A 26,819-nucleotide genomic window follows, 5' to 3' on the forward strand; every position below is an offset into this window, starting at 1 on the left:
GTGCCCTTCTTCAGGAACCCGGTGTCATCCACGATCAGCACCCCGCCCGGTTCACCGAGATGCTCGACCACGTAGTCGCGCACGTCATCGCGGACGCCGTCGATGTCCCAGTCCGCCCGGCGCAGCAGCCGCTGCATCCCGTCCGGCGAGACTTCGCCGGCCTGCTCGGCCAGCGTCCAGCCGTTCTTCCGCTCCAAGCCTGCGACCAGCCCGGACACATACTCCCGCGCACGATTCCGCGGCTCCGACCGCGCGAACCGGCCCCCGATCCGCTCATGCACCCGATCCAGCTGATCCATCACCACATCGACCACCACCAGGATGATCTACCACAACACCACCAACTGCCGTTGCAGTACTAGGGCGCGACCCGCAGGTCCAGCTCGATCCGCAGCCCGCCGCCGTCCGGCAGCGACAGGCGCATGTCGCCGCCGGAGTGGCGGACGATCTCGCGCACGATCGCGAGCCCCAGGCCCGAGCCGGGCACATTCTGGTGCGCGCTGCTGCGCCAGAAGCGGTCCACGGCCCGTTCCAGCTCGTCCTCGCGCAGGCCCGGCCCGCGGTCGCGCACAGCCAGGGTCACCCGATCGCCGCCGTTCACCGCCGACACGTGCACCGAGGTGCCCTGGCCGGTGAACTTGAGCGCGTTGTCGATCAGCGCGTCCAGGATCACCTCGAGCCCCCGCGGCGGCAGCAGCACCCGCGTGCCGTTGACGTCGGCGTCGGTTTCCAGCGCGACGTCACGCGCCGCACCCACGACACTCCAGTCGGCGACCCGGTCGGCCACCACCGCGCCGAGGTCCTCCGCCACGAGCTCACCGCCCGCCGACTCCGCGCGGGCCATCGACAGCAGCTCGTCGAGGATCTGGTTGAGCCGGCCGGCGTCCACGCGGGCGGCGTCGAGGTCGGCGGCCGCGGCGTCGTCGTCCACGTGGCCTTCGAGGTTGCCCAGCCGCAGTTTCAACGCCGTCAGCGGGTTGCGCAGCTGGTGCGACGCATCGGCGACGAACGCCCGTTGCGCAGCCAGCGCCTCCGAGACGCTCGCCGCCATCCGGTCGAAGGAACGGCCGAGTTTCCGCAGCTCAGGCGGCCCGCCGCTCTCCCCCACCGGTTCGGCCTCGCGCCCGCTCACCACGGCGGCCACCAGCGCGCCCGTCGCTTCGTCGAGCCGGCGCACGGGCCGCAGCGTCCAGCGCACCACCGGGATCGCGACCAGCAGCGCGAGCCCGAACGCCACCACCGCACCCGCCGCGAGCACGAGCCACTGCCACAGCAGCCGCGTGCGCACGTGGTCGGTCGAAGACTCCGTGACGACGACACCACGCACCTCGCCGTCGATGAGGATCGGCTCGGCCAGCACCAGCGGGGCCGTCGTCCACGGCATCAGCAGCGGACCGGGCTCCGGGTGGCGGCCGGCGAGCGCCTCGTTGACGGGTGCCGCGATGGCCGAACGGTCGATGCGCGCCGCGTCGGTGCCGCCCAGCGAGCTGAGCACTGCCACGCCGTCCTGGTTCACCACCACGACCTTCACGCCGTAGACCTCGGTGTAGCGGCGTAGCTCCGGCTCCAGCAGCGCGGGCCGGTTGTCGATCAGCGGCCGTTGCGCGAGCGAGGCGAACCGAGCGGTGTCGGTGAGCCGGTCGAGGAACAGGTTCTGCTGAAGACTGCCCGCCATCGTCAGTGCCAGGGGGATACCGAGCCCGAACACGAGCAGCGCGACGAGCGTGACCACGATCCCCTGGAGGCGGACGCGCACGGCTCAGCCCCGCCCGCCGCCGAGGCGGTACCCGACGCCACGGACGGTCTCGATCAGCGCCGGGCGCCCCAGTTTCGTGCGCAGCGTGGCCACGTGGACGTCGAGCGAACGGCTTTCCGCCGCGCCCCGATGACCCCACACCTCGGTGAGCACGTGCTCGCGCGAGCAGACCGAGCCACGCGCGCCCGCGACGAGCGCGAGGACCTGGAACTCCTTGCGGGACAAGGCGATCGCCTGCCCGGCCACCAGCACCTCGTGGCGCGCGAGGTCGATGCTCACGTCGCCGACCTCGATCACCGGCGCGGGCCCGTCGGTGCGCTCGCCACGACGACGTCGCACCGCTTCGACGCGCGCGAGCAGCTCCTCCACGTCATAGGGCTTCACGAGGTAGTCGTCGGCCCCTGCGCGCAGCCCCTGCACCCGGTCGTCCACCTCGCCGCGCGCCGACACCACGATCACGGCGACGTCGCTGACCGCGCGGATGCGCCGGCACAGCACCACGCCGTCGACGTCGGGCAGCCCGAGGTCGAGCAGCACCACGTCCACGTCGTGCACGCGGTCCAGCACGCCGGCGCCCGAGGCCAGCCGTTGCATCTCCAGGCCGCGCCGCGTCAGCGCGGGCACGAGGGCGCCCGCGACCCGGTCGTCGTCCTCCACCAGCAGCACCCGCACCGCTCGCCTCCCCCGGTGATCCAGCCCACGGTAGCGAGGAACTCTAGGGGGCACCCGAGGGCGACCACGACCGGGCACAAAGGATGACCCTCCGTCACCCTTCCGGCCCGCATCGCGTGCTCACCGAGTGTGGTCGTGGCTAGGCTGAGCAGCACGGAAGGCCGCCGACCAGCCCGGACGGCGCCGGAAGTCGATACGTACTTGAAACCCTAAGTATTGCTCAAGCCGCCTTTACAAAGGGTCCGACGGGAGTAGGTTTCCGCCATCGACGGGGGATCCGGTCCCGCAGATGCCGGTGGTGAAGGAGCTCTGGAGGCCAAGATGACCGCGGAGGTGGCGGCGCCGATGATCAAGGCGACCGCCGTGAACAAGTTCTTCGGCGACCTGCACGTGCTGAAGGAGATCAACCTCGAGGTGCCTCGCGGCCAGGTCGTGGTGGTGCTCGGGCCGTCCGGGTCCGGCAAGTCGACGCTGTGCCGGGCCATCAACCGGCTGGAGCCGATCAACGCCGGCGAGATCGCCGTCGACGGCGTGCCCCTGCCGGCCGAGGGCAAGGCGCTCGCGGCGCTGCGCGCGGACGTCGGCATGGTCTTCCAGTCGTTCAACCTGTTCGCGCACAAGACGATCCTCGAGAACGTGATGCTCGCGCCGGTGAAGGTCCGCAAGGCCTCCTCCGCCGACGCGCGCAAGACCGCGATGGAGCTGCTCGAACGAGTCGGCATCGCGAACCAGGCGGACAAGTACCCGGCCCAGCTCTCGGGCGGCCAGCAGCAGCGCGTGGCCATCGCCCGGGCGCTCGCGATGCGCCCCAAGGTGATGCTGTTCGACGAACCCACCTCGGCACTGGACCCGGAAATGGTCCAGGAGGTGCTCGACGTGATGACCGGCCTGGCCAAGGACGGCATGACCATGCTCGTGGTCACCCATGAAATGGGCTTCGCCCGCCGGGCAGCCGATCGGGTGATCTTCATGGCCGACGGCGAGATCGTCGAGGACACCACGCCCGACGAGTTCTTCACCCAGCCGAAGAGCGACCGGGCGAAGGACTTCCTCGGGAAGATCCTCACCCACTGACGACTACCGGATTTTCCCCGGCACCTGCCGTACCCGGTGGCCGCACCGGCCATACCGACGACAGATACAGGAGACATGCAATGAGGATCCGCACCCTCGCGGCAGGGCTGCTCGCCGGCGGCCTGCTGCTGACCGCTTGCGGCAAGGAAGGCACGCCCGCGGCCCCCGGTGGCGACGCCAGTGGCACGAACACCGCCGCGCTGCCGACCTACGCCGTGGCGCAGAACGTCGACCTGCCCGGCTCGGCCACCTTCGCCAAGATCAAGTCGGCCGGCACGGTCACCGTCGGCGTCAAGGACGACCAGCCGGGCCTCGGCCTGAAGGACCCGACCACCGGCAAGTTCGAGGGCTTCGACATCGAGATCGCCCGGATGATCGCCGCCGGCCTGGGCGTCGCCCCGGACAAGATCAAGTTCACCACGGTCGACTCGGCCGCGCGTGAACAGGCCATCTCCAACGGCCAGGTCGACTACTACGTCGGCACCTACACGATCACCGACAAGCGCAAGACCCAGGTTTCGTTCGCCGGCCCGTACTTCCAGGCCGGTCAGGATCTGCTGGTGCGCAAGGACGACACGTCGATCACCGGCCCGGAGACGTTGAAGGGCAAGAAGGTCTGTTCGGTGACCGGGTCGACCCCGATCCAGCGCGTGCGTGACCAGGGCCTGACGGAGCCGGGCAACATCGTCGAGTTCCAGAAGTACTCGCAGTGCGTGGACAAGCTGAGCACCAAGGAGGTCGACGCCGTCACCACCGACGACGCGATCCTCAAGGGCTTCGCCGCCCAGGACCCCGACTCGTTCAAGGTCGTCGGCAAGCCGTTCTCGCAGGAGCCCTACGGCATCGGCCTGAACAAGGACGACAAGGTGCTGCGCACGAAGATGGACGACCTGCTGCAGGCCAGCCTCGACGACGGCACCTGGCAGAAGATCTACGACGCCACCCTCGGCAAGTCCGGCGCGACCGCGACGAAGCCGGCGATCCAGCGCTACTGATCCAGCTCGACGGCCGGTGGACGGGATCTGTCGTCCACCGGCCGCTCCACGTAAACTTCCGTCCCACGGACGCGGGGAAGGCTCCATGGACGTCCTGCTCGACAATCTGGACCTGTTCGGTCCGTTCTTCCTTCGCACGATCGAACTGTTCCTGATCGCCGGCGTCGGCAGCTTGGTGTTCGGCACGATCCTGGCGATGCTGCGGGTGAGCCCGGTCCCGGTGCTGCGGTCGATCGGTACGGTCTACGTCACCGTCGTGCGCAACACACCGCTCACGCTGGTGTTCGCGTTCTTCGTGTTCGCCTACCCGCGGCTCGGCATCGTCGACCTCGACTACTTCACCTACGCGGTGATCGCGCTGACGGTGTACACGTCGGCCTTCATCTGCGAGGTCGTGCGCTCGGGCATCAACACCGTGCCGGTCGGCCAGGCCGAGGCAGCCCGCGCGCTCGGCCTCACCTTCAGCCAGATCCTCGGCCAGATCGTATTGCCGCAGTCGCTGCGCTCGGTCGTCCCGCCGCTGATCAGCACGTTGATCGCGCTGCTCAAGAACAGCACGATCGCCAGCGGGTTCTCGGTCGCCGAGGCGGGCGCGATCCGCCAGTACATCTCCGAGCGCGGCGACAGCCAGCTGATCGCCCTCCTGTGGGTGGCGCTCGGTTTCATCATCCTGGTCGCCGTGCTGTCCCTGGTTCAGCGCAGCCTGGAGAAGCGCTGGAGTGTGGCCCGATGAGCAGCGTCCTGTTCGACCTTCCCGGCCCGAAGTCGCGGGTGCGGCACCGGATCTACGCCGGGATCGGCATCCTCGCGGTCATCGCCCTGATCGCGTTCGTGGTCTACAAGTTCTACGAGAGCGGCCAGTTCACCGCGCAAAAGTGGGAATGGCTGCAGTACTCGCAGGTGCAGGCGGATCTCGCCAACGCCGTGCTGGCCACGCTCGAAGCGTTCGCCCTCGGCGCCGTGTTCGCCCTGATCTTCGGCGCGGTGTTCGCGGCCGGCCGGCTGTCCGAACGCGTGTGGCTCCGCGGGATCTCCACGTTCATCGTGGAGTTCTTCCGCGCGATCCCGCTGCTGATCCTGATGTTCCTCTTCTACTACGGCCTGCCGGCGGTCGGCGTCGACACCTCACCGCTGTTCGCCGTGGTGCTGGGCTTGACGTTGTACAACGGTTCGGTGCTCGCGGAGGTGTTCCGCGCCGGCATCAACTCGCTGCCGAAGGGCCAGTCAGAAGCGGCATATGCGCTGGGCATGCGCAAGTCACAGGTCATGTTCACGGTGCTGCTGCCGCAGGCGATCCGCGCGATGCTGCCGACGATCATCAGCCAGCTCGTGGTGCTGCTGAAGGACACCGCACTCGGGTTCCTGGTCACCTACCCCGAACTGCTCTACTACGCGCGCTACATCGGCTCGCAGGGCGTGTTCGGGCGCCCGATCGTGCCGTCGACCCTCGTGGCGGCCGGCATCTACATCGTGCTGTGCCTGCTGCTCACCGCCCTCGCGACGTGGGTCGAGAAGCGCAACCGGCGGAGCAAGAAGCACATCGAGACCACGGACAACAAGGCGGAGCAGGTCGTGCTCGGCACCGCCGCCGGCGGTGGTGCTGTCGGCGGCCTCTGACGGTCCGGTCGTTCGAAAAGGCCCCCGCACCCGCGGGGGCCTTTTTCGTGCGCTGCTCCGGATGCACCTGTCGGGTCGCCTGGCCGCGGATTAGCGTCGAGAGCACGCCCCGCCAGGCAGGAGCCCGCCCGTGCCGGATCTCCCCGAACACCACGAAGTGGTTCACCACAGCCCCGTCGGCATCGCCGAGACCTCGACCGTCATGGCGGCCGCGGGTCCCCTGGCGGGACGCTGGGTGCTGGTCGTCGGCGCCGGCACGGGCTTTTACCCTCGGCTGTTCCGCGCGGCCGGAGCGTCGCGGGTGGTCGGGGTCGACGCGGACCGCTCGCTGATCGCGTATGCGCAACGGCAGGAGGAACGCGATCCGCTGGGGATCTCCTGCGAGGTGCACTCGCCGCTGAAGCTGCCGGTGATCGGTGACTTCGACGTGGTCGTGGCCTTCGGCGTCGCGGGTCCGCTCGACGTGGTGGTCGCGGGGCTGGCGGCGAACGTCCGGCCGGGTGGGCTGCTCGTCTTCGCGCACCTGACGCCGGCCGCGCTCGCCGGCGCCGTGCCGGGTTTCGCCGTGACACCGGACTTCGAGGAAGCCGAGGGCACGCGGGTGACGGTCCGCGTGGAGGCCGATCCGCCGGTGTCGTTCGAGTCGTTCGTCCGAGCGCCGGGAACGGTCGAGGCGGCCCTCGCCGCCGCGGGTCTGCGCTCGATCGAACAGCAGCCGGTGACGGTGCCTACTGACGACGAGTCCTGGCGGCCACTCGTCGCGAATCCGCCGTTCGCGGTGCTGACCGCGCGGCAACCCTGACTTTCCGTCGGGAACTCACGTGAGGCCGCGGCCGACCGCGCGGGTCCGTTCGTGGCGGCCGAGGACGTCGGTGCTGTCCACCCACTGGTCGATCGCCCCGATCGCGCCCGGGTGAAGCGCGGCGACGAAGCGGTCGGCGCCGAGAACGCGGTAAGGGCGATTGTGGAAGCCGCGGGTGCGCGGGTCGATCGGCTCGGTCAGCCCGAGGCGGTTATGTTGTGCCGCAACGGTTTCGTAGGCAGTGGCCAGGTGCGTTTCCCGCTCGCGCCACGAGGTGGCGGCCAGGGCGCCGGCGAGGTGTGGTGTCAGCTCCGGTGCTAGGGGCAGCCGCGCGAACGCGCTGCCGAGCCACTTCGAGTACGGCGGGTACCGGCGCGCCATCAGCAGGCACAGGCACATGAGGTCCCGCACGAGCCGCGCGGCGACGACGGCGGACCCGAGCTCGTCGCCGACCTCGCCGCAGCGGCCGACGAACGCCTCTTCCTGCGCGATGCGCCGCCATTGCCCGGCGAGGACCTCGCGCCACACGTCGTCGGGGTACCAGGCCAGCGCGGCCCGGAGAGCGCCGAGGCGGCCGAGGCCGTCGTGGAAGACCGCGCCGCCGGTGAGCTCGGCGAGGGTCTGCGCCGGGGTGGTGAGCCAGTCGTGCCGGGACACGGCTTCGCCGGGCAGGAAGCCGAGCCGGGCGGTGAACCACGTCTCGACGTCGGCGATCTCCACGGCGTGGCGGACCGGGCCGTCGGCCGGGGACATGCGCTTCGTCGGGTCGCCTTCGTTGTCGGCGAAGTGCGTGGAGTGGCCCAGGAATTCGCGGGGCAGCTCGTGGGCGAGCAGGTCGTCGAGGTCGCCGGGTTCTCGGACGAACAGTTGCAGGCGCGGACCCCAGTCGTGGTCGGTGGAGCGTTCGGTGTCGAAGCCGAGGACTTCGGAGCCGGGGCCGATCAACGCGGCGGAGTACGTGAGCCCGCGGCGTTCGAGGATCGGGCGCACGACGTCGGCGTGAAAGCGGCGGGCGAGCTCGAGACCGGGCAGGAAGTCCACGCCGGCGAGTGTGTCGCGCCCGGCCGCCGCTCCGCGAGCGGTTTTAGCCGCGCACCCGGTGCCCCGCTTGCCAGACCGCGCGGATGCGACCGGCGAGGTCGGCGACGTCCACGGTGGGCCGTCGAGCAGCACGAGGTCGGCGCGAAGCCCCGGGGCGACGCGGCCGCGGTCGTCGAGGCGCAGGAGCCGGGCCGCGCCGCTCGTGGCGGCGCGCAGGGCGCCCGCGGGACCGAGACCGGCGGCGGCGAGCAGGCGCCGCTCGGTCAGCAAGTCGACCTGCGGCCGCGGCGCGAGGTCCGAGCCGGCGGCGATCGGAAGACCCGCTTCGACGGCGAGGTCGAGGGAGCACAGCACCCAATTTCAGGACCCTCACCTCGGTAGAACGGAATCGGGGCAGCCCCCGGGGAGGGCCGGGGCCTGTCTCGGGGCCGGAGAGGAGCCCGAGAGGGCACAGCGGGAAGTCCGCTGTTCCTACTCCGGTCAAGCGCATGAAATTGTGCCCCCAAGCCGTTGCGTCGGGCACGGGCACCATTGAGAGACCGGCCGGTCGCGAACGTGACCTACTCGATTTGACTGCACCGGAACGGCTCAGGCACCGAGTTCCCTCGCAGCCAACGCGATCGTCTCCTCTGCCAACGGCAAGAGCTCCGCTTCCCGAGCGGCAGCCGCACGGGAGAGCCGCGTGACGTCGTCCACCCACCGCCCCGTGGCGGTGTCCGGTTCGCCGATCCGCGCGAAGCCCCGTTCCAGCAAACCGGTCGCGTCGGCCAGGCGGCCGCGGGCGACGGCCTTGATCGCGCCGAGGGCGTTGGCCAGTGCGCTCGCCGGGCGGGACCACTCGCCGTCGCGGACGTGCGCCGCGGGGTCGCCGGGGCCGGGATCGGGGGCCGCCGAGGTCTCTCGCACCGCCAAGTCCAGGCGCCAGAACAGGGGCACCCGCGCGAAGCGGACGAACAGCAGCCGCCGCTGTGGTGAGTGGAAGAAGTGGGCGAGGTGCGTACCGCGGCGACCGGGCGTACGCGGTCCAGGACCGCCCGGACGTCGGCCAAGCAGGCGGGGACGCGGCCGTCGGGGACGATCCACTCCACGTCGATGTCGCTGAAGGCGTCGGCGGTGCCGCGGCGAGTGAGCCTCGCAGCCGGGCCACCGACGAAGGGCACGCGGCGGCCAGCGCGGTGACGACGGCGCCGGCCAGCTGCGCCCGTCTCACTTGCGGAAGAGCTTGTTGCCCAGCCACACGATCGGGTCGTACTTGCGGTCGGCGACCCGCTCCTTCATCGGGATCAGCGCGTTGTCCGTGATGTGGATGCCTTCCGGGCAGACCTCGCTGCAGCACTTCGTGATGTTGCAGTACCCGAGCCCGTGCTCCTCCTGCGCCGCGTCACGACGGTCGGCCACGTCGAGCGGGTGCATTTCCAGCTCGGCGATGCGCATCAGGTACCGCGGCCCCGCGAACGACTCCTTGTTCTCCTCGTGGTCGCGCACCACGTGGCAGGTGTTCTGGCACAGGAAGCACTCGATGCACTTGCGGAACTCCTGCGAGCGCTCGACGTCCACCTGCTGCATCCGGTACTCCCCCGGCTTCAGATCCGGGGGCGGCGTGAACGAGGGGATCTCGCGGGCCTTGGTGTAGTTGAAGGACACGTCCGTCACGAGGTCGCGGATCACGGGGAACGTGCGCATCGGCGTGACCGTGATGACCTCGTCCTCGGTGAACGTCGACATGCGCGTCATGCACATCAGGCGCGGTTTGCCGTTCACCTCGGCCGAGCAGGAGCCGCACTTGCCCGCCTTGCAGTTCCAGCGCACGGCGAGGTCGGAGGCCTGCGTGGCCTGCAAGCGGTGGATGATGTCGAGGACCACCTCGCCCTCGTTGACCTCCACCTTGAAATCCTGCAGCTCGCCGCCGGTCTCGTCGCCGCGCCACACCCGGAAACTGGCCTTGTAGCTCACGCGTTCCTCCCGGAGTGGTTCTCCAGCTCGGCGTCGGTGAAGTACTTGCCGAGCTCGTCGAGCTCGAACAGCTCGAGCAGGTCCTCCCGGAGCGGGATCTGCTCCTTCTCCACCACGTCGACGTCCGGTACCACAGGATTGTCCCCCGCCTTCGCCGAGCACACCAGCAGCTTGTGCCGCCAATCGGCGTCCATGCTGGGGTAGTCGTCGCGCGTGTGGCCGCCGCGGCTCTCGGTGCGCAGCAGCGCCGCGCGGGCGACACACTCGCTCACCAGCAGCATGTTGCGCAGATCCACGGCGAGGTGCCAGCCGGGGTTGAACTGCCGGTGCCCCTCCACGGTCACCTGCGCCATGCGCTGCCGGATTTCGCCGAGCTTCTCCAGCGCCTGGCGGATCTCGTCGGCCTTGCGGATGATGCCGACGAGGTCGTTCATCGACTGCTGCAGCTCGGTGTGCAGCGTGTACGGGTTTTCGGCCACGCCCTGCGCGGGCGGGTCGAACGGCGCCAGCGCCATCTTCGCGGCGGCGTCCACATCGGACTCCGCCACGGCCGGACGCGAGTCGCCGAGACCGTCCACATAAGACGCGGCGCCGAGGCCCGCGCGGCGGCCGAACACCAGCAGGTCGGACAGCGAGTTGCCGCCGAGCCGGTTGGAGCCGTGCATGCCGCCGGAGCACTCCCCCGCCGCGAACAGGCCGGGCACGCTCGCCGCGCCCGTGTCCGGGTCGACCTCGATGCCGCCCATCACGTAGTGGCAGGTGGGGCCGACCTCCATGGCCTCCTTGGTGATGTCGACGTCGGCCAGTTCCTTGAACTGGTGGTACATCGACGGCAGCCGGCGCCGGATCTCCTCGGCGGGCAGGCGGCTCGCGATGTCGAGGTAGACGCCGCCGTGCTGGGAACCGCGCCCCTCCTTCACCTCGGAGTTGATCGCGCGCGCCACCTCGTCGCGCGGCAGCAGGTCGGGCGTGCGGCGGTTGTTGTCGGCGTCGGCGTACCAGCGGTCGGCCTCGTCCTCGCTGTCCGCGTACTGGCCCTTGAACACGTCGGGCACGTACTCGAACATGAACCGCTTGTCCTCGGAGTTCTTGAGCACGCCGCCGTCACCGCGCACGCCTTCGGTGACGAGGATGCCCTTCACGCTCGGCGGCCAGACCATCCCCGTGGGATGGAACTGCACGAACTCCATGTTGATCAGCTTCGCGCCCGCGCGCAGGGCCAGCGCGTGGCCGTCGCCGGTGTACTCCCACGAGTTCGACGTGACCTTGAACGACTTGCCGATGCCTCCCGTCGCGAGCACCACGGCGGGCGCGTCGAAGAGGATGAACCGCCCGCTCTCGCGCCAGTAGCCGAACGCGCCGGCGATCTTGCCGTCGGACAGGAGCAGCTCGGTGACGGTGCACTCGGCGAAGACCTTGATGCGCGCCTCGTAGTCGCCGTACTTCGCGAAGTCCTCCTGCTGCAGCGAAACGATCTTCTGCTGCATCGTGCGGATCAGCTCGAGCCCGGTGCGGTCACCGACGTGCGCGAGGCGCGGGTAGGTGTGGCCGCCGAAGTTGCGCTGGCTGATGCGCCCGTCGGCCGTGCGGTCGAACAGCGCGCCGTAGGTCTCCAGCTCCCAGACGCGGTCCGGGGCCTCCTTGGCGTGCAGCTCGGCCATGCGCCAGTTGTTGAGGAACTTGCCGCCGCGCATGGTGTCGCGGAAGTGCACCTGCCAGTTGTCGTTCGGGTTCGCGTTGCCCATCGACGCCGCGCAGCCGCCTTCGGCCATCACGGTGTGGGCCTTGCCGAACAGGGACTTGCACACCACGGCGACGCTGAAACCGCGTTCGCGGGCCTCGATCACCGCGCGCAGACCGGCGCCGCCGGCACCGATCACCACCACGTCGTAGCTGTGCCGTTCGACCTCGGTCATGAATAGAGCCACCTCGGAGCTTGGACGCCGTTGTCTTCCTACTGCCGGAGAGAGGGTGCCGACGCTAGCCGACGAAACGCAGATCCGCGATGGCTCCGCTCGACACGAGCATCACGTAGAGGTCGGTCAGCACCAGCGTGCCGAGCGTCGTCCACGCGAGCTGCATGTGCCGGGTGTTGAGCCTCGAGACCTGCGTCCAGACCCAGTACCGGACGGGATGTTTCGAGAAGTGCTTCAGCCTGCCGCCGGTGACGTGCCGGCACGAGTGGCAGGAGAGCGTGTACGCCCAGAGCAGCACCACGTTGGCGACGATGATGATGTTGCCCAGCCCGAAGCCGAACCCGCTGGGGCTCTGGAACGCGACCACGGCGTCGTAGGTGTTGACCAGCGACACGATCACCGCGACGTAGAAGAAGTAGCGGTGCACGTTCTGGATGATCAGCGGCAGCTTCGTCTCGCCGGAGTACTTCCCGTGCGGCTCGGCCACGGCGCACGCGGGCGGCGAGAACCAGACCGAGCGGTAGTACGCCTTGCGGTAGTAGTAGCAGGTCAGGCGGAAGCCGAGCAGGAACGGCAGGACCAGCGCCCCGAGCGGGATCCAGCTCGGGAAGTCGCCGAACCAGTGCCCGAAGTGGCTCGAGCCCTCGACGCAGGAAGTGGACACGCACGGCGAGTAGAACGGCGTCAGGTAGTGGTAGTCGGGCACCCAGTACGCGGTGCGCACGAACGCCCGGACCGTCGCGTAGACGATGAAGGTCGCGAGCCCCAGCACGGTGAGCAGGGGTTGCAGCCACCACCGGTCGGTGCGCAACGTCCGGTCGGCCAGAAGCGCCCGCCCCGGGGAGCGGACGCCGGTGCCGGCCCGGCTGACGTCGTTGTCAGCGGGGGCGCTCACCGCTGGTCGCGCTTGTAGCCGCCAACACCTTCGTCGTCGGCGCCGTGCCAGAGCGCCGGATCGTACGGGGTGTCCGGGACGGGCACGCGGTCCACGGGTTTCGCCTGCGCCGGCACGGCCTGCGGGTGGCCGTCCAGCTCCGCGGTGTCGATGTCGAGGCGCTCGACATCGTTGGCCAGCCGGCGCACCGCCGAGGCGTCGCCGTACCGAGAGCGCAGGGCGCCCACGCACTGCCGCAACTGGCCGATGGTGCGCCGCAGTTCGGCGAGCTCTGTGGTGGACATCGGAAGCCTCCCTGTTCGGTGGGGCTGACAGGAACCGGGTGACGATCACTTCGCCACGTACGACTCTGCCTCGCGTTGTGCTATGTGACAAGTAGCACATTCACTAGCGTATTGCCTCTTGACCTTGGGAGTCGACCCCTCTCGGGGCGTGTCTTGGCGCGCAGGCCGCCGGCACGCTGGTCAGGGGTCGAATCGGCAGCCGGGATCCGGCTGTTTCGCTCGTGTCAGAGCGGTATCAGGGCGGTGTCAGCCGGGCCCGCCACAGTGGTGACCACGACCACCACGAAAGGAAGTCCCCATGAGCCAGACGGTGTCTGTCCCGCAGGGGTTGCCGATGGAGCGCGACGCGGGGCCGTTCGATCCGCCGCGGGAGATCACGCGGTTGCGGGAGGCGCGGCCGGTCAGCCCGATGCTGTTCCCGGACGGGCACGAGGGCTGGCTGGTCACCGGGTACGACGAGGTGCGGCAGCTGCTGGCCGACACGCGGTTCAGCTCGCGGCAGGACCTGGGGGTCATGCACGTGCCCTACGAGACGCCCGGGATGCCGGTCGCCACGGAGCCGTCGCCGCAGGTGCCCGGGTTGTTCATCGCGATGGATCCGCCGGATCACACGCGGCTGCGGCGCAAGCTGACGGGCGCGTTCACCGTCAAGCGGATGAAGCAGCTGGAGGACCACATCGCCGAGGTCGTGGAGCGGCAGCTGGACGCGATGGCGCAGCTGACGCCGACGGTGGACCTCGTCAAGGAGTTCGCGTTGCCGGTGCCGTCGCTGGTGATCTGCGAGCTGCTGGGTGTGCCGTACGAGGACCGGGCCGATTTCCAGGCCAACTCGGCCAAGTTCCTGGTCAAGGAGCAGGAGCTCGAGGCGAAGATGGCGGCGTACGGCGCGCTCACCACCTACCTCGGCAACCTGGTGGCGGGAAAGCGCGCCGAGCCCGGTGAGGACATCCTGTCCGACCTGGCCCGGCAGGAGGACCTCAGCATCGAGGAGCTGACCGGTATCGCGTTCCTGCTGCTGCTCGCGGGCCACGAGACCACCGCGAACATGCTGGCGCTCGGCACGTTCGCGCTGCTGGAGCACCCCGAGCAGCTCGCCGAGCTGCGCGCCGACCCGGAGCTGCTGCCCGGGGCCGTCGAGGAGCTCATGCGGTACCTGTCGGTGGTCGACATCAACTTCCGCTACGCCACGGAAGACCTCGAGCTCGGCGGAGAGACGATCCCGGCCGGCTCGACCGTCGTCGTCTCGACGCTGGCCGCCAACCGCGACCCGCGGCGCTTCGAGAACCCCGACACGCTGGACCTCCGCCGCAACTCGCGCGGCCAGCTGGCCTTCGGCCACGGCGTGCACCAGTGCCTCGGCCAGCAGCTGGCCCGCATCGAGATGCGCGCCGGGTTCGCGGCGCTGCTGCGGCGCTTTCCGACGCTGCGGCTCGCCATCCCCGCCGACCAGGTGAAACTCCGGACGGACATGAACATCTACGGCGTCCACGAGCTGCCCGTCACCTGGACGACCACGGCCCCGTGAACCCGGAAACAAGCGTGCCGCGCCCGACACACCGGCGCGGCACGCTGTTCTTCCGGGGTTTACTGAATCGATTTTGATAACCCGGCCCACACCGGCTACCGTGGTGGCCGTCACGTTCCTGAGACGCCAGTGCTGCCGTCCCGCGGACCCACCACACAGGACCCCACCACAGAGTGAGCCGGGAGCCGGACATGAGCAGCACACCCGACACGACGGTGCATCCCGTCGTCGCCGAGGTCACCGCCCGCATCGTCGAACGCAGCACGCAAACGCGCGCCGCCCACCTCGCGCGCAGCGCCGCAGCCCACGAAGAAGGCCCGGTGCGCCGCGGTCTCGCGTGCAGCAACCTCGCGCACGGGTTCGCCGCGATGGACGGCGTGGACAAGGCGGCGCTGCGCGAGCTGCGTGCGCCGGGTGTCGCGATCGTGTCGTCCTACAACGATCTGCTGTCGGCGCACCAGCCGATGCAGGAGTACCCCGCATGGCTGAAGAAGTCGGTGCGCGCGGCGGGCGGCGTGGCGCAGTTCGCGGGCGGCGTGCCCGCGATGTGCGACGGGGTGACGCAGGGGCGGCCGGGCATGGAGCTGTCGCTGTTCAGCCGCGAGGTGATCGCGATGGCGACGGCGATCGCGCTGTCCCACGACCTGTTCGACGCGTCGCTGCTGCTGGGCGTGTGCGACAAGATCGTGCCCGGGCTGCTGATCGGCGCGCTGTCGTTCGGCCACCTGCCGGCGATCCTGGTGCCGGCCGGGCCGATGAACTCCGGCTTGCCCAACAAGGAAAAAGCCCGCGTCCGGCAGCTGTACGCCGAGGGTCTCGCGACGCGCGAGGACCTGCTCGACGCGGAGGCGGCGTCGTACCACTCGGCCGGCACGTGCACCTTCTACGGCACCGCCAACTCGAACCAGATGGTCGTCGAGGTGATGGGGCTGCACCTGCCGGGCGCGAGCTTCGTGCCGCCCGGCACGCCGCTGCGCCAGGCCCTCACGGAAGAGGCCGGCCGGCGCGTGGTCGAGCTGTCGCGCGGCGAGGCCTACACGCCGGTTTCCCTGGTGCTGGACGAAAAAGCGTTCGTCAACGGCATCGTCGCACTACTCGCCACGGGTGGTTCGACCAACCACACGATGCACCTCGTCGCGATCGCCGCGGCGGCGGGCATCCAGCTGACGTGGGACGACTTCTCGGACCTCTCGGCCGTCGTGCCGCTGCTGGCGCGCGTGTATCCGAACGGCAGCGCGGACATCAACCACTTCCACGCGGCCGGCGGTATCCAGTTCCTGGTCGGCACGCTGCTCGACGCCGGGTTCCTGCACGAGGACGTGCACACCGTCGCCGGGTTCGGGCTGCGCCGCTACACGCAGGAGCCGATCCTGTCCGACGGCGAGCTCGTGTGGCGCGACGTGCCCACCCGCAGCCTCGACGAGGACGTGCTGCGCCCGGTGTGGCGGCCGTTCGCGCCGGACGGCGGGCTGCGCATGGTCGCCGGCAACCTGGGCCGGGCCGTGACGAAGGTGTCGGCGGTGGCGCCGGAGCACCGCGTGGTGCAGGCGCCGGCGCGGGTGTTCACGTCGCAGGAGGCGTTCGCGATCGCGTTCGAGGCCGGCGAGCTGGGCCGCGACGTCGTGGTGGTGCTGCGCCAGCAGGGACCGCAGGCCAACGGCATGCCGGAGCTGCACGGCCTCACGCCCGCGCTGGGCGTGCTGATGGACCGCGGTTTCCAGGTCGCGCTGCTCACCGACGGGCGGATGTCGGGTGCGTCGGGCAAGATCCCGGCGGCCATCCAGGTCACGCCGGAGGCCGCGGTGGGCGGGCCGATCGCCCGGATCGCCGACGGTGACGTCGTGCGCTTCGACGCTCGCTCCGGCACGCTCGACGTGCTGGTCGACGCCGACGAGTTCGCGCGCCGTGATCTTCTGGACGCACCGCCGGCGTTCGTGGAAGGCACCGGGCGGGAGCTGTTCGGCGCGCTGCGCCGAGCGGTGGGTCCCGCCGATCAGGGTGCGAGCGTTTTCGGCCCGCTGACGGCGGAGCTGGACCTGCTCCGCGACGCGCCCGGCGGGCGGGGCACACTCGGACTGCCATTGCACACCTTGGAAACCCAGGAGGTCGGTCAGTGACCACCGGTTCGGACCTGCTCGCCCTTTCGCCCGTGATGCCCGTGGTCGTGATCGACGACGTCGACGACGCCGTGCCCACCGCGCGCGCGTTGCTCGCCGGCGGGATCGGGGTGATCGAGCTGACCCTGCGCACGCCCGTGGCGCTCGCCGCGATCGAGCGGGTGGCCGCGGAAGTGCCGGACATCGTCGTGGGTGCGGGCACCGTGACGTCGCCGGCGCAGGCCGCGCAGGCCGCCGACGCGGGCGCGAAGTTCCTCGTGACACCCGGCTGCACCGACGCCGTGCTCGACGCCTGCTTCGCCACGAGCCTGCCGTTCCTGCCGGGCGCCGCGACGGTGTCCGAGGCGATGCGGCTGGCAGAGCGCGGCCTGACCGCGTTGAAGTTCTTCCCGGCGGAGGCCAGCGGCGGCGTGGCCTACCTGAAGTCGCTGACGGGTCCGTTGCCGGACTTGCGCTTCTGCCCGACCGGCGGGATCACCGTGGACTCGGCGCCTTCGTACCTGGCGCTGCCGAACGTCGGCTGCATCGGCGGCTCGTGGCTGACGCCGGCGAAGCTGCTGGCGGCCAAGGACTTCGGGACGGTCGAGAAGCTGGCCGCGGAGGCTGCTGCGCTGCGCAGCTGAGTACCGGGCAGCTGAGTACTGGGCAGCTGAGTACTGGGCGGCTGAGTACCGAGCGGCTGAGTCTCGCTCTGCCGTTCCCGCCGGGGGGTGGGAACGGCAGGGCTGCGCTCGTCGGACCAGGTGGCGCCAGGGCTGATCAGTCGAGGGTGGCGTCGTCCAGCAGGCTGGATTCGGCACCGAACTCGCGCAGCTCGTCGCGGATGACGGTGTAGGCGAGGCCCTGCGGGTAGCCCTTGCGGCCGAGGAAGCCGAGGAGGCGGCGGATGGCCGTCTGTTCGTCGACGTTGCCGAGGGAGCCCAGGCGTTTGCGGACGAGCTCGCGGGCCCGCTGTTCCTCCGCCTCGCGGTCGACCTCGCCGGCGGCCTGCGTGGCGATCTCGTCGTCGACGCCCTTGCGGCGCAGCTCGGCGACGAGCGCCGTGCGGGACAGGCCCTGGCCGGCGTGCCGGGCCTTGACCCACATCTCGGCGAACTCGGCGTCGTTGACGAGGCCGGCGCGGTCGAGCTTGCCGAGCAGCGTTTCGATGGTGTCGTCGTCGAAACCCTTGCGCCGCAACGTCTGCCGCAGTTCGTCTACGGTTCGCGCACGCGTCGCCAGGAGATCGAAGCAGATCTCCTTGGCTTTCTTGGCCCGCTCCTCCGGCGGCAGCTCCGCCGGCTCCACCTTCGGCGCCCTCGCCACTACGCCTTTCCTCCCTCGCACACTTCCGCCCCGCCGAGCCCTCTCCGCCCGACGACGCGCCACCACTCCCCCACCCCACGGGCCGGCCCACCCCACGGCAAGCCGCCCCACCGTCACACCTGCAAACGCAGCGCAAGCACACCGCGCTGCTTCACTACCCGGCCATCTCACCGGGCCAGGTCACCTCGCGAACGCAACCCCGCCGGGGGTCCAGGGGGCTTGCCCCCTGGCGGGGGGTGTGAGGATTCGACTCCCCACAAGACACACTTCTGATTCCGTCCGGCGAGCGCTCTTCGCGAGCAGACGCTCCCCGGGAATCAGAAGTCGACGGGAGCCGGAACCGCAGCTTCGGCGACCTCGGCGTCGACCTGCGGGCCGATACCCAGCTTCTCCTTGATGCGCTTCTCGATCTCGTTGGCGATGTCCGGGTTGTCGCGCAGGAACTTCCGCGCGTTTTCCTTGCCCTGGCCGAGCTGGTCGCCCTCGTAGGTGTACCAGGCGCCGGACTTGCGCAGGATGCCCTGGTCGACGCCCATGTCGATGAGCGAGCCCTCACGGGAGACGCCCACGCCGTAGAGGATGTCGAACTCGGCCTGCTTGAAGGGCGGGGCCATCTTGTTCTTCACGACCTTGACGCGGGTGCGGTTGCCGACCGGCTCGCCGCCGTCCTTGAGCGTCTCGATGCGGCGCACGTCGAGGCGGATCGAGGCGTAGAACTTCAGCGCCTTACCACCGGTCGTGGTCTCCGGGGACCCGAACATGACGCCGATCTTCTCGCGCAGCTGGTTGATGAAGATCGCGGTGGTGCCGGAGTTGTTCATCGCACCGGTCATCTTGCGCAGCGCCTGGCTCATCAGGCGGGCCTGGAGGCCGACGTGCGAGTCGCCCATCTCGCCCTCGATCTCGGCGCGCGGCACGAGCGCGGCCACGGAGTCGATGACCAGGATGTCGAGCGCGCCGGAACGGATCAGCATGTCCGCGATCTCCAGCGCCTGCTCACCGGTGTCCGGCTGGGAGACGAGCAGCGCGTCGGTGTCCACGCCGAGCTTCTTGGCGTACTCCGGGTCCAGCGCGTGCTCCGCGTCGATGAACGCCGCGATGCCGCCGTTCTTCTGCGCGTTGGCCACCGCGTGCAGGGCGACCGTGGTCTTACCGGAGGACTCCGGGCCGTACACCTCGATGACGCGGCCGCGGGGCAGCCCGCCGATGCCGAGCGCGACGTCGAGGGCGATCGCGCCGGTGGGGATCACGGCGATGGGCGCGCGGCCCTCTTCGCCGAGGCGCATCACCGAGCCCTTGCCGTACTGCTTGTCGATCTGCGCAAGGGCAAGCTCGAGCGCCTTGTCCTTGTCGGGTGCTGCTGGCATTGGGGTCCACCTCGCTGGTTGGCCTGTGTGGCTTGTTCGGTTGTCCAGATCAAGCTCTGTCCGGTCCGACGCTACGGGGAGGGACCGACAATTCCCGGCACGGCGACCGATCTGTGGATCGCCGGCCCCCGGTGTGCACAACACTGTAGACGAACAGGTGTTCGAGGGTTGTGCCGACACGCCCGTCCGCTAGGATTTTTCGCCCTTCCGAGCTCCCCTTCCCCGGGACGAACCGATGAACCGCAGGTCAGCGCCGTTCCGGCGGGATGTCGAAGGCTTCGCACACCTCACGCCAGATCTGCTTCGCCGGGATCCCCGCTGCCAGAGCCTGGTCGACGGTCCTCCCGCCGAGCCCGCTGAGCACGTGGTCCTGGGCCAGGACCTCGGCCCGCCCGGGGCCGAACTCGTCCGCCATGAGCCGCCGGAACACCGTGATACGCATCGGCCGAATGCTAGCTCGCGGCCTCCCCCGCGGCGCGAACGGCCCGTTCGCGCCGCGGCAGCGAACGAAAACTTCTCACTCGCCGGGCTGCACGCTCTGCTCGAAGTAGTCCGCCAGCGTCCCCGGGGTCGGCGCGGCGCCCTGACCTGCGGAATTGACCTGGTAGATGAACCCGACGAGCGGCCGGTCGGACACCGTGAACACCAGCACCGCCGCGTTCTGCCCGGCCGCCGACGAGTAGTGGCCCTCCAGTCCGTTGCCCTTCCACGCGGCCTCCACGCGGTCGCCGCCGGCGGAGGCGAGCAGCCCGTCCGTGTACTGCTTCAGCACGGCGGCCGACGTGCCCTGCACGTACGTCACCTGCGAGCCCGCGCGGCCCGGTGCCGCGCACGTCGAGGTGGCGCCGAGGCTCTGCGCGGGCGCGGCGGGGCCGTTGCCCATGCCGGGGTGGCAGCCGCCGGTGTCGGCGATCTTCCCGGCGAGCTGACGCAGGCACCCGGTGAGGCCCTGGGCGTCGGCCTGGCCGGGCGTGCGGCACTGGTCCGCGGTGTAGGTCTGCACCGAAGCGGACGACGTCAGGAAAACCGTGAGCCCCGCGGCGAGGACCACGACCACCGCCACCGCGACGCCGATCCACAGCTTTGTCCGGCTCTTTTTCGCCGGCGCGGCGGCGGCGGGGGCCGGCGAGTACGTCGGGAAGTTCGACGGCGCCGGCCCCGCCGGGAACGACGGCTGCGCGTACCCGGCCGGCGGCTGCTGCGGGGGCGGCGGGGGGTATCCACCCGGCGCGTACGCGGGCGCACCCGCCGCGACCTGGCCTTCCACGTTCTGCGTCCGCATCGACAGCCCGTCGCGCGCCACGTGCTGCGCGCCCAGCGCCACGGCCGTCTCAGGCTGGTCGAGACTCGCGGGCACGACACCGAGCTTCTCCGCGATCATCGAGCCGACCAGCGGCAGCCGGCTCGAGCCGCCGACCAGGTAGATGCCGGCGAGGCGGTCCGGCGTCAGCCCGGCCGTCCGCAGCGTGCGCGCGAGCAGCTCCACGCTGCGCAGCATCGCCGGGCGCACCAGGCCTTCGAGCTCGCCGCGCGTGACCAGCACGTCCTTGAACGGCTCGGGCATCGGCACCTCGGTCTGCGGGTGCCGCGACAGCGCCTCCTTGGCCGCCTTCACGTCCTCCTGCAACGCCCGCCGCGTGCGCCGGTCCGCGGTGGACTCCGGCCGCAGGAGGCGTTGCCAGCGCTGGGGATCCGAGTGCGAGACCTCACGCCCGACGTGCACCATCAGCGCCTGGTCGACGTCGAGGCCGCCGAGGTCGGGCAGGCCGTCCTCGGCGAGCACGACGTAGCCGTTCTGCGTCGCGCCGACGACCGCGACGTCGAAGGTGCCCGCGCCCAGGTCGTACACCGCGAGCGCCTGCCCGGGCGCGAGCCCCTTGCCCGGGAACGACGCGAAGTGCGCGGCCGCGGCGACGGGTTCGGGCACCAGGACGACACTCGCGCCGATGCCCGCGAGCCGGGCCGAGGACAGCAGGACGTTGCGGCGCACCGGTCCCCACTGCGCGGGGTGCGTGAGGCGGACCTCGTCGGGCTGCTCGCCGCCGAGCTGGCGCGTGGTCTCCTCGAGCACGCGGCGCAGGATCGCGGCGAGGGCTTCGTTGACGGGCACGACGTCGGTGCCCAGCAGCAGCGTCTGCTCGTCGATGCGGCGTTTCGGGTTGGGCTCGAAACGGGTGGGGTCCAGGCGCGCGCGGCGTTCGGCGTCGCGGCCCACCATGATCGTGCCGTCCTCGCCGGCGAAGATCGCCGAAGGCATGTTGGCCGACCCGTCCACCTCGACGACCCGCGGCGGCCGGCCGTACGCGGAGAGCACGGCGACCGTGTTGGACGTCCCCAGGTCCACCGACAGGATCCGCACTTCCAGTCCCCCTTGCCGTAGCTGCGCTGGCGGTGATGCTCCCACGCGGAGAGCCGTCGCGCGGGCGGACCCGCGGAACTGGTGGGGTGTGCGGCGCCGGACGTGACGCAGTGCACCTCCGCATCGCCCGGTCGGGTGGTCGAGGAGACCGTGACCTGGGCGTTCGCCGCGAAGGGACCGTTCGCGACAGCGGGAATCGGAAACTGTCGGGGGTGCCGCGCATCATGGAGGACGTGGCAGCAGACGTCCTCGACCTCTTCTCCCCCGCGACCCGCACGTGGTTCGAGGGGGCGTTCGCCGCGCCGACCGCGGCGCAGGAAGGGGCCTGGCGGGCCGCGCACGCCGGGCAGCACGCCCTGGTGGTGGCGCCCACCGGGTCCGGCAAGACGCTGTCCGCGTTCCTGTGGGCACTCGACCGGCTGTCGGTGGAGCCACCGCCGGCGGAGCCGCGCAAGCGCTGCCGCATCCTCTACGTCTCGCCGCTGAAGGCGCTGGCGGTCGACGTGCAGCGCAACCTGCGCGCGCCGCTGGCCGGGATCTCGCAGGCGTCGCGGCGGCTGGGGCTGCCGGTGCCGGAGATCGAGGTCGGCATGCGCACCGGCGACACCACAGCGGCCGAGCGCCGGTCGTTCGGCAAGACGCCGCCCGACGTGCTGGTGACCACGCCGGAGTCGCTGTTCCTCATCCTCACGTCGTCGGCGCGCGAGTCGCTGGCGGGCGTGGAGACGGTGATCGTCGACGAGGTCCACGCCGTGGCGGGCGGCAAACGGGGCGCGCACCTGGCGGTGTCGCTGGAGCGGCTCGACGCGCTGCTGCCGAAGCCCGCGCAGCGGATCGGGTTGTCGGCCACCGTGCGGCCGGTCGACGAGGTGAGCTCCTTCCTCGCCGGCGGGCGGCCGGTCACGGTGGTGCAGCCGAAGCTCGCGAAGACCATCGAGGTCCGCGTCGAGGTGCCGGTGGAGGACATGGCGAACCTCGACGGGCCGGCCCCGTCGCCGATGGAGCGGCTGGAGAACCTCACGTCGTTGTCGCAGCTGCCGTCCGAAGGCGGCATCGGCACGCAGGAGGAGATCGCGGGCGCCGAGGTGAAGCGGCCGTCGATCTGGCCCGCGGTCGAGGAGCGGGTGCTGGAGCTGATCCAGGCACACCGGTCGACGATCGTGTTCGCCAACTCGCGGCGGCTCACCGAGCGGCTCACGGCGCGGCTCAACGAGCTGGCGGCCGAGCAGACGGAGCTGCGGGCCGTCGACGCGTTCCCGGCCGAGGCGATCGGGCAGTCCGGGCTCACCACGGGCGCGGCGCCGACGATCGCGCGGGCGCACCACGGATCGATGTCGCGGGAGCAGCGCACCCACGTGGAGGAGGAGCTCAAGTCAGGGCGGCTGCCGTGCGTGGTGGCGACGTCGTCGCTGGAGCTGGGCATCGACATGGGCGCGGTCGACCTCGTCGTCCAGATCGAGGCACCGCCCACGGTCGCGTCGGGGCTGCAGCGCGTCGGGCGCGCCGGGCACCAGGTGGGGGCCGTGTCGTCCGGGGTGATGTTCCCGAAGTTCCGCGGTGACCTCGTGTCGTGCGCGGTGGTCGCGGAGCGGATGGCCGCCGGCGCGATCGAGGCCGTGCGATACCCGCGCAACCCGCTTGACGTGCTGGCGCAGCACGTGGTGGCGATGGTGGCGCTCGAATCGTGGACGGTGCCGGAGGTCGCGGCGCTGGTGCGCCGGGCGGCGCCGTTCTCCGCGTTGCCCGACGACGCGTTGCACGCGGTGCTCGACATGCTGGCGGGGCGGTACCCGAGCGAGGAGTTCGGCGAGCTGCGGGCGCGGATCACGTGGGACCGCGTGACCGGCGAGCTGCACGGGCGGCCGGGTTCGCAGCGGCTCGCGGTCACGTCGGGCGGCACGATCCCCGACCGCGGGCTGTTCACGGTGATGACGCCGGGAGCCGACGACAAACCGGGCTCGCGCGTCGGCGAGTTCGACGAGGAGATGGTGTACGAGTCGCGCGTCGGCGACACCATCCTGCTAGGCACGTCGTCGTGGCGGATCACGGACATCACTCACGACCGCGTGATCGTGGTGCCGGCACCGGGCGAGCCCGCGCGGATGCCGTTCTGGAAGGGCGACGCGGCGGGCCGGCCGCTGGAGCTGGGGCGGGCGCTGGGCGCGTTCGTGCGGGAGCTGTCCACTTCGGACAGCGTGGCGGCGCGGGACCGGGCCGCGGCAGCGGGGCTCGACCAGCGGGCGTGTGACAACCTGCTGGCATACCTGGAGGAGCAGAAGTCGGCGACGCGGCACGTGCCGAACGACCGGACGATCCTGCTGGAGCGCTACCGCGACGAGCTGGGCGACTGGCGGATCGTGGTGCACTCGCCGTTCGGAGCGCAGGTCAACGCGCCGTGGGCGCTGGCGATCGCCGCGCGGCTGCGGGAGAACCGGGGTGTCGACGCGCAGGTGGCGCACTCCGACGACGGCATCGTGCTGCGGCTGCCCGACGCGCTCGACGCCGAGGGCGGCGAGGTCACCATCGGCGCCGACGACGTGCTGCTGGACCCGGAGGAGGTCGAGCAGCTGATCGTGGCGGAGGTCGGCGGGTCGGCGGTGTTCGCCGCGCGGTTCCGCGAGTGCGCGGCGAGGTCGCTACTGCTGCCGCGGCGTGACCCGCGGCGCCGGACGCCGTTGTGGCAGCAGCGGCAGCGGGCGTCGCAACTGCTGTCGGTGGCGGCGAAGTACGAGCGGTTCCCGGTGGTGCTGGAGGCGATGCGGGAGGTCCTGCAGGACGTCTACGACGTGGGCGGGCTGCGGGAGCTGATGGCCGACGTCCGGGCGCGCCGGGTGCGGCTGGTGGAGGTGGAGACGCCGGCGGCGTCGCCGTTCGCGCGGAGCCTGCTGTTCGGTTACGTCGGGATGTTCCTGTACGAGACCGACGCGCCGCTGGCCGAGCGGCGGGCGGCCGCGTTGTCGCTGGATTCCGGGCTGCTGGCCGAACTGCTCGGCACGGAGGCGATCCGGGAGCTGCTGGATCCCGACGCCGTGCGCGAGGTGGAGCGGTCGCTGCAGCGGCTGGATCCCGATCGGCACGCGCGTTCGGCGGAGGACGCGGCCGACCTGTTGCGGTTCCTGGGTGATCTGTCCACCGCGGAGGCCTCGGAGCGGGGGATCCGGCCCGAGTGGCTGGAGGAACTGGAAGCCGCGCGGCGGGCGATCCGGGTGCGGATCGCCGGCGAGGAGCGGTTCCTGGCGATCGAGGACGCCGGGCGGGTGCGCGACGCGCTGGGGGTCGCGTTGCCGGTGGGGGTGCCCGAGGCGTTCACGGAACCGGTGGAGGATCCACTGGGCGACCTGCTCGGGCGGTACGCGCGGATCCGCGGGCCGTTCCCGGCTTCGGCGGCGGCCGCGCGGTTCGGGCTCGGGCCGGCCGTGGTCACGGGTGTGCTGGAGCGGATGACCGGGCAGGGGCGGCTGGTCCGCGGTGAGCTGAGCCCGGTCGGGCACCCGGACACCCACGGCGTGGGGCTCGAATACTGCGACGCGGGGGTGCTGCGGCGGCTGCGGCGGGCCTCGCTGGCGAAGCTGCGGGCGGAGGTCGAGCCCGTGGAGCCCGCGGCGCTGGGCCGGTTCCTGCCGTCGTGGCACGGGATCGGCGCGCGGGTGCGCTCGGCGCCGACGGCCGACGACGTGCTGTCGGTGGTCGAGCAGCTGGCCGGCGCGCCGTTGCCGGCGAGTGCCGTGGAGTCGCTGATCCTGCCGAGCCGCTTGCCGGGCTACTCCCCCGCGCTGCTCGACGAGCTGACCACGGCCGGCGAGGTCACGTGGGCGGGCTGCGGCGCGCTGTCCGGTGGGGACGGGTGGCTGGCGCTGGCACCGACGGACGTGGCCGACCTGCTGCTGCCGGAGGTCGAGGAGAACGCGCCGTCGAGCCCGGTGCACGAGGCTCTGCTGTCCACTTTGGAGGGTGGTGCGCTGTTCTTCCGGCAGCTGGTGGACCGGGTTTCGCCGCAACTGGAGTCGCCACCGAACGACGGTGACATCGCGGGCGCGCTGTGGGATCTGGTGTGGGCCGGGCTGGTCACGGGCGACACGCTCGCGCCGCTGCGCGCGCAGGTCGCGGGCCACGGCGCGCACAAACCGCGGCGGCAGGCGCCGCGCGGCCGGTACGCGCGGCTGCGGGCGGGGCGCCCGGCGATGCCGTCGCGCACGGGACCACCGACGGTCGCCGGCCGCTGGGCTCTCACGCCGGCGCGCGAGACCGATCCGACGCGTCGCGCCCACGCGCGCACCGAGGCGTTCCTCGAACGGCACGGCGTGCTCACCCGCGGCGCGCTGGACACCGAGCGGGTCACGGGCGGGTTTTCGGGGATCTACAAGGTGTTGCGCGGCATGGAGGACTCGGGCCAGGTCGTGCGCGGCTACGTGGTGGAGGGCCTCGGCGCGGCACAGTTCGCGGCGAAGGGCGCGGTCGACCGGCTGCGCGCCTTGTCGGGTCCCCCGCCCGGCACGGAGGGCTGGTCCGGCTCCCCCGCGCGGGCGGGTGGCGACCGCGCGGTCGTGCTGGCCGCCGCCGACCCGGCCCAGCCCTACGGCGCGGCCCTGCCCTGGCCGGCCGCCACCGGCGACACGAAACACCGTCCGGCGCGCAAGGCGGGCGCGCTCGCGGTGCTCGTCGACGGTGTCCCCGCCCTCTACGTGGAACGCGGCGGCCGCTCCCTGCTGAGCTTCACCGAGGACCGCGCCCCCCTCCAAGCCGCCGCGGCGGGCCTCTCCACCGCCGTCCGCGAGGGCTGGCTGGGCCAACTGGCCGTCCAACGCGCCGACGGCGAACAAGCCCTCACCTCCGAACTCGCCGACATCCTCCGCGAGGCCGGCTTCCGCGCAACCCCGAAGGGACTGCGGTTGCGCGCCTGAGCGCCCACGGGTCCGGGAGGACGCCGGCGCCGCGGCAAACGCACCTGGCGGCCGTGGGCGAGAAGTCGCGATGCTAGAGGCCTGCAGCCGCGCATCCGTGTTCCGCGGGGAATGGCGAAGCCGAAGGCCTCGCGAGCGCGAGCCCGGACAGGCGCGGTTCGATCAGCGCCGAAGAGCCTGCGGCACCGGCCCGCCCACCGCGAGCATCCGCTCACGCCGGAGAGGTCGCGACTACCCGGC

Annotated in this window: 22 protein-coding genes; 9 read left to right on the forward strand and 13 right to left on the reverse strand. The window is 71.2% G+C overall.

Annotated features, from left to right (window positions below; genetic code table 11):
- The 3 genes from AB0K15_RS28985 to AB0K15_RS28995 all read right to left on the reverse strand — a co-directional run.
- A partial coding sequence (locus tag AB0K15_RS28985; RefSeq protein ID WP_364057153.1) for a transposase occupies positions 1-317 on the reverse strand: 317 nt, incomplete at its 3' end.
- Between the two features lie 41 nt (positions 318-358).
- Positions 359-1,756 carry a HAMP domain-containing sensor histidine kinase gene (locus AB0K15_RS28990; protein WP_364057156.1) on the reverse strand — a complete coding sequence of 466 codons (1,398 nt, stop codon included), beginning with the start codon at positions 1,754-1,756 and terminating at the stop codon, positions 359-361.
- Positions 1,757-1,759: 3 nt separating this feature from the next.
- Positions 1,760-2,428, reverse strand: coding sequence for a response regulator transcription factor (locus AB0K15_RS28995; RefSeq protein ID WP_364057159.1), 669 nt, complete (start codon positions 2,426-2,428; stop codon positions 1,760-1,762).
- 345 nt (positions 2,429-2,773) lie between these two features.
- Here AB0K15_RS28995 and AB0K15_RS29000 point away from each other — a divergent pair, with 345 nt between their 5' ends.
- The 5 genes from AB0K15_RS29000 (at position 2,774) to AB0K15_RS29020 (ending at position 6,916) form a co-directional block, all read left to right on the forward strand.
- Positions 2,774-3,502 carry an amino acid ABC transporter ATP-binding protein gene (locus AB0K15_RS29000; protein WP_364057632.1) on the forward strand — a complete coding sequence of 243 codons (729 nt, stop codon included), beginning with the start codon at positions 2,774-2,776 and terminating at the stop codon, positions 3,500-3,502.
- An 80-nt stretch (positions 3,503-3,582) separates the two neighbouring features.
- Positions 3,583-4,497, forward strand: a complete 915-nt coding sequence (locus AB0K15_RS29005; RefSeq protein ID WP_364057162.1) for a glutamate ABC transporter substrate-binding protein — start codon at positions 3,583-3,585, stop codon at positions 4,495-4,497.
- A gap of 85 nt (positions 4,498-4,582) precedes the next feature.
- A complete protein-coding gene (locus AB0K15_RS29010) occupies positions 4,583-5,230 on the forward strand; it encodes an amino acid ABC transporter permease (RefSeq protein WP_364057165.1) in 648 nt (215 codons plus the stop codon).
- Complete coding sequence (locus AB0K15_RS29015; protein ID WP_364057168.1) at positions 5,227-6,114, forward strand: amino acid ABC transporter permease; 888 nt, start codon at positions 5,227-5,229, stop codon at positions 6,112-6,114. Before AB0K15_RS29010 ends, AB0K15_RS29015 begins: the two co-directional genes overlap by 4 nt.
- A 130-nt stretch (positions 6,115-6,244) precedes the next feature.
- Positions 6,245-6,916, forward strand: a complete 672-nt coding sequence (locus AB0K15_RS29020) for a class I SAM-dependent methyltransferase (RefSeq protein ID WP_364057171.1) — start codon at positions 6,245-6,247, stop codon at positions 6,914-6,916.
- 15 nt (positions 6,917-6,931) lie between these two features.
- Here AB0K15_RS29020 and AB0K15_RS29025 read toward each other — a convergent pair whose 3' ends face one another.
- The 6 genes from AB0K15_RS29025 to AB0K15_RS29050 form a co-directional block, all read right to left on the reverse strand.
- Positions 6,932-8,311: a DUF4037 domain-containing protein gene (locus AB0K15_RS29025; protein WP_364057174.1), complete on the reverse strand. Its 1,380-nt coding sequence runs from the start codon at positions 8,309-8,311 to the stop codon at positions 6,932-6,934.
- 234 nt (positions 8,312-8,545) lie between these two features.
- Positions 8,546-8,893, reverse strand: a complete 348-nt coding sequence (locus tag AB0K15_RS29030) for a hypothetical protein (RefSeq protein ID WP_364057177.1) — start codon at positions 8,891-8,893, stop codon at positions 8,546-8,548.
- A gap of 270 nt (positions 8,894-9,163) precedes the next feature.
- Positions 9,164-9,910, reverse strand: a complete 747-nt coding sequence (locus AB0K15_RS29035) for a succinate dehydrogenase/fumarate reductase iron-sulfur subunit (protein WP_364057180.1) — start codon at positions 9,908-9,910, stop codon at positions 9,164-9,166.
- On the reverse strand, positions 9,907-11,826 hold the full coding sequence (locus AB0K15_RS29040; RefSeq protein ID WP_364057183.1) for a fumarate reductase/succinate dehydrogenase flavoprotein subunit: 1,920 nt from the start codon (positions 11,824-11,826) through the stop codon (positions 9,907-9,909). The genes AB0K15_RS29035 and AB0K15_RS29040 overlap by 4 nt, the downstream gene beginning before the upstream one ends.
- Before the next feature lie 64 nt (positions 11,827-11,890).
- A complete protein-coding gene (locus AB0K15_RS29045) occupies positions 11,891-12,721 on the reverse strand; it encodes a hypothetical protein (protein ID WP_364057186.1) in 831 nt (276 codons plus the stop codon).
- Positions 12,718-13,005: a hypothetical protein gene (locus AB0K15_RS29050; protein WP_364057189.1), complete on the reverse strand. Its 288-nt coding sequence runs from the start codon at positions 13,003-13,005 to the stop codon at positions 12,718-12,720. Before AB0K15_RS29050 ends, AB0K15_RS29045 begins: the two co-directional genes overlap by 4 nt.
- Before the next feature lie 298 nt (positions 13,006-13,303).
- Here AB0K15_RS29050 and AB0K15_RS29055 point away from each other — a divergent pair, with 298 nt between their 5' ends.
- From AB0K15_RS29055 to eda, 3 genes are all read left to right on the forward strand, one after another.
- Positions 13,304-14,530: a cytochrome P450 gene (locus AB0K15_RS29055; RefSeq protein WP_364057192.1), complete on the forward strand. Its 1,227-nt coding sequence runs from the start codon at positions 13,304-13,306 to the stop codon at positions 14,528-14,530.
- Between the two features lie 191 nt (positions 14,531-14,721).
- Entirely contained in the window at positions 14,722-16,647 is a 1,926-nt protein-coding gene (gene edd / locus AB0K15_RS29060) for a phosphogluconate dehydratase (protein WP_364057195.1), read from the forward strand.
- Positions 16,644-17,270 carry a bifunctional 4-hydroxy-2-oxoglutarate aldolase/2-dehydro-3-deoxy-phosphogluconate aldolase gene (gene eda, locus AB0K15_RS29065; RefSeq protein ID WP_364057198.1) on the forward strand — a complete coding sequence of 209 codons (627 nt, stop codon included), beginning with the start codon at positions 16,644-16,646 and terminating at the stop codon, positions 17,268-17,270. The genes edd and eda overlap by 4 nt, the downstream gene beginning before the upstream one ends.
- Positions 17,271-17,406: 136 nt before the next feature.
- Here the strand turns inward: eda and AB0K15_RS29070 are convergent, their stop codons facing one another.
- The 4 genes from AB0K15_RS29070 to AB0K15_RS29085 all read right to left on the reverse strand — a co-directional run bounded on the left by AB0K15_RS29070 (position 17,407) and on the right by AB0K15_RS29085 (position 21,678).
- Positions 17,407-17,934 (reverse strand): regulatory protein RecX, encoded by a 528-nt coding sequence (locus AB0K15_RS29070; RefSeq protein WP_364057634.1) that lies wholly within the window; start codon positions 17,932-17,934, stop codon positions 17,407-17,409.
- A 335-nt stretch (positions 17,935-18,269) separates the two neighbouring features.
- The gene (recA, locus tag AB0K15_RS29075) at positions 18,270-19,319 is read right to left on the reverse strand and encodes a recombinase RecA (RefSeq protein WP_364057201.1); all 1,050 of its coding nucleotides are present in this window, start codon (positions 19,317-19,319) and stop codon (positions 18,270-18,272) included.
- Positions 19,320-19,566: 247 nt separating this feature from the next.
- Complete coding sequence (locus AB0K15_RS29080; RefSeq protein ID WP_360605301.1) at positions 19,567-19,761, reverse strand: DUF3046 domain-containing protein; 195 nt, start codon at positions 19,759-19,761, stop codon at positions 19,567-19,569.
- 75 nt (positions 19,762-19,836) lie between these two features.
- A complete protein-coding gene (locus tag AB0K15_RS29085; protein WP_364057204.1) occupies positions 19,837-21,678 on the reverse strand; it encodes an Hsp70 family protein in 1,842 nt (613 codons plus the stop codon).
- Between the two features lie 224 nt (positions 21,679-21,902).
- On the opposite strand from AB0K15_RS29085, the gene AB0K15_RS29090 reads away from it, so the two are divergent.
- Complete coding sequence (locus AB0K15_RS29090) at positions 21,903-26,579, forward strand: ATP-dependent helicase (RefSeq protein WP_364057636.1); 4,677 nt, start codon at positions 21,903-21,905, stop codon at positions 26,577-26,579.
- The last annotated feature ends 240 nt before the right edge of the window (positions 26,580-26,819 follow it).

Origin of the sequence: Amycolatopsis sp. NPDC049253 (assembly GCF_040678995.1) — a bacterium.
Lineage (GTDB): Bacteria > Actinomycetota > Actinomycetes > Mycobacteriales > Pseudonocardiaceae > Amycolatopsis.

What these genes read in the sequence shown, in the direction of transcription:
- AB0K15_RS29000 (WP_364057632.1), top strand. Translation starts at nt 2,774, where the DNA reads ATGATCAAGGCGACCGCCGTGAACAAGTTCTTCGGCGACCTGCACGTG.
- AB0K15_RS29005 (WP_364057162.1), top strand. Translation starts at nt 3,583, where the DNA reads ATGAGGATCCGCACCCTCGCGGCAGGGCTGCTCGCCGGCGGCCTGCTG.
- AB0K15_RS29010 (WP_364057165.1), top strand. Translation starts at nt 4,583, where the DNA reads ATGGACGTCCTGCTCGACAATCTGGACCTGTTCGGTCCGTTCTTCCTT.
- AB0K15_RS29015 (WP_364057168.1), top strand. Translation starts at nt 5,227, where the DNA reads ATGAGCAGCGTCCTGTTCGACCTTCCCGGCCCGAAGTCGCGGGTGCGG.
- AB0K15_RS29040 (WP_364057183.1), bottom strand. Translation starts at nt 11,826, where the DNA reads ATGACCGAGGTCGAACGGCACAGCTACGACGTGGTGGTGATCGGTGCC.
- AB0K15_RS29050 (WP_364057189.1), bottom strand. Translation starts at nt 13,005, where the DNA reads ATGTCCACCACAGAGCTCGCCGAACTGCGGCGCACCATCGGCCAGTTG.
- AB0K15_RS29055 (WP_364057192.1), top strand. Translation starts at nt 13,304, where the DNA reads ATGAGCCAGACGGTGTCTGTCCCGCAGGGGTTGCCGATGGAGCGCGAC.
- edd (WP_364057195.1), top strand. Translation starts at nt 14,722, where the DNA reads ATGAGCAGCACACCCGACACGACGGTGCATCCCGTCGTCGCCGAGGTC.
- recA (WP_364057201.1), bottom strand. Translation starts at nt 19,319, where the DNA reads ATGCCAGCAGCACCCGACAAGGACAAGGCGCTCGAGCTTGCCCTTGCG.
- AB0K15_RS29080 (WP_360605301.1), bottom strand. Translation starts at nt 19,761, where the DNA reads ATGCGTATCACGGTGTTCCGGCGGCTCATGGCGGACGAGTTCGGCCCC.
- AB0K15_RS29090 (WP_364057636.1), top strand. Translation starts at nt 21,903, where the DNA reads ATGGAGGACGTGGCAGCAGACGTCCTCGACCTCTTCTCCCCCGCGACC.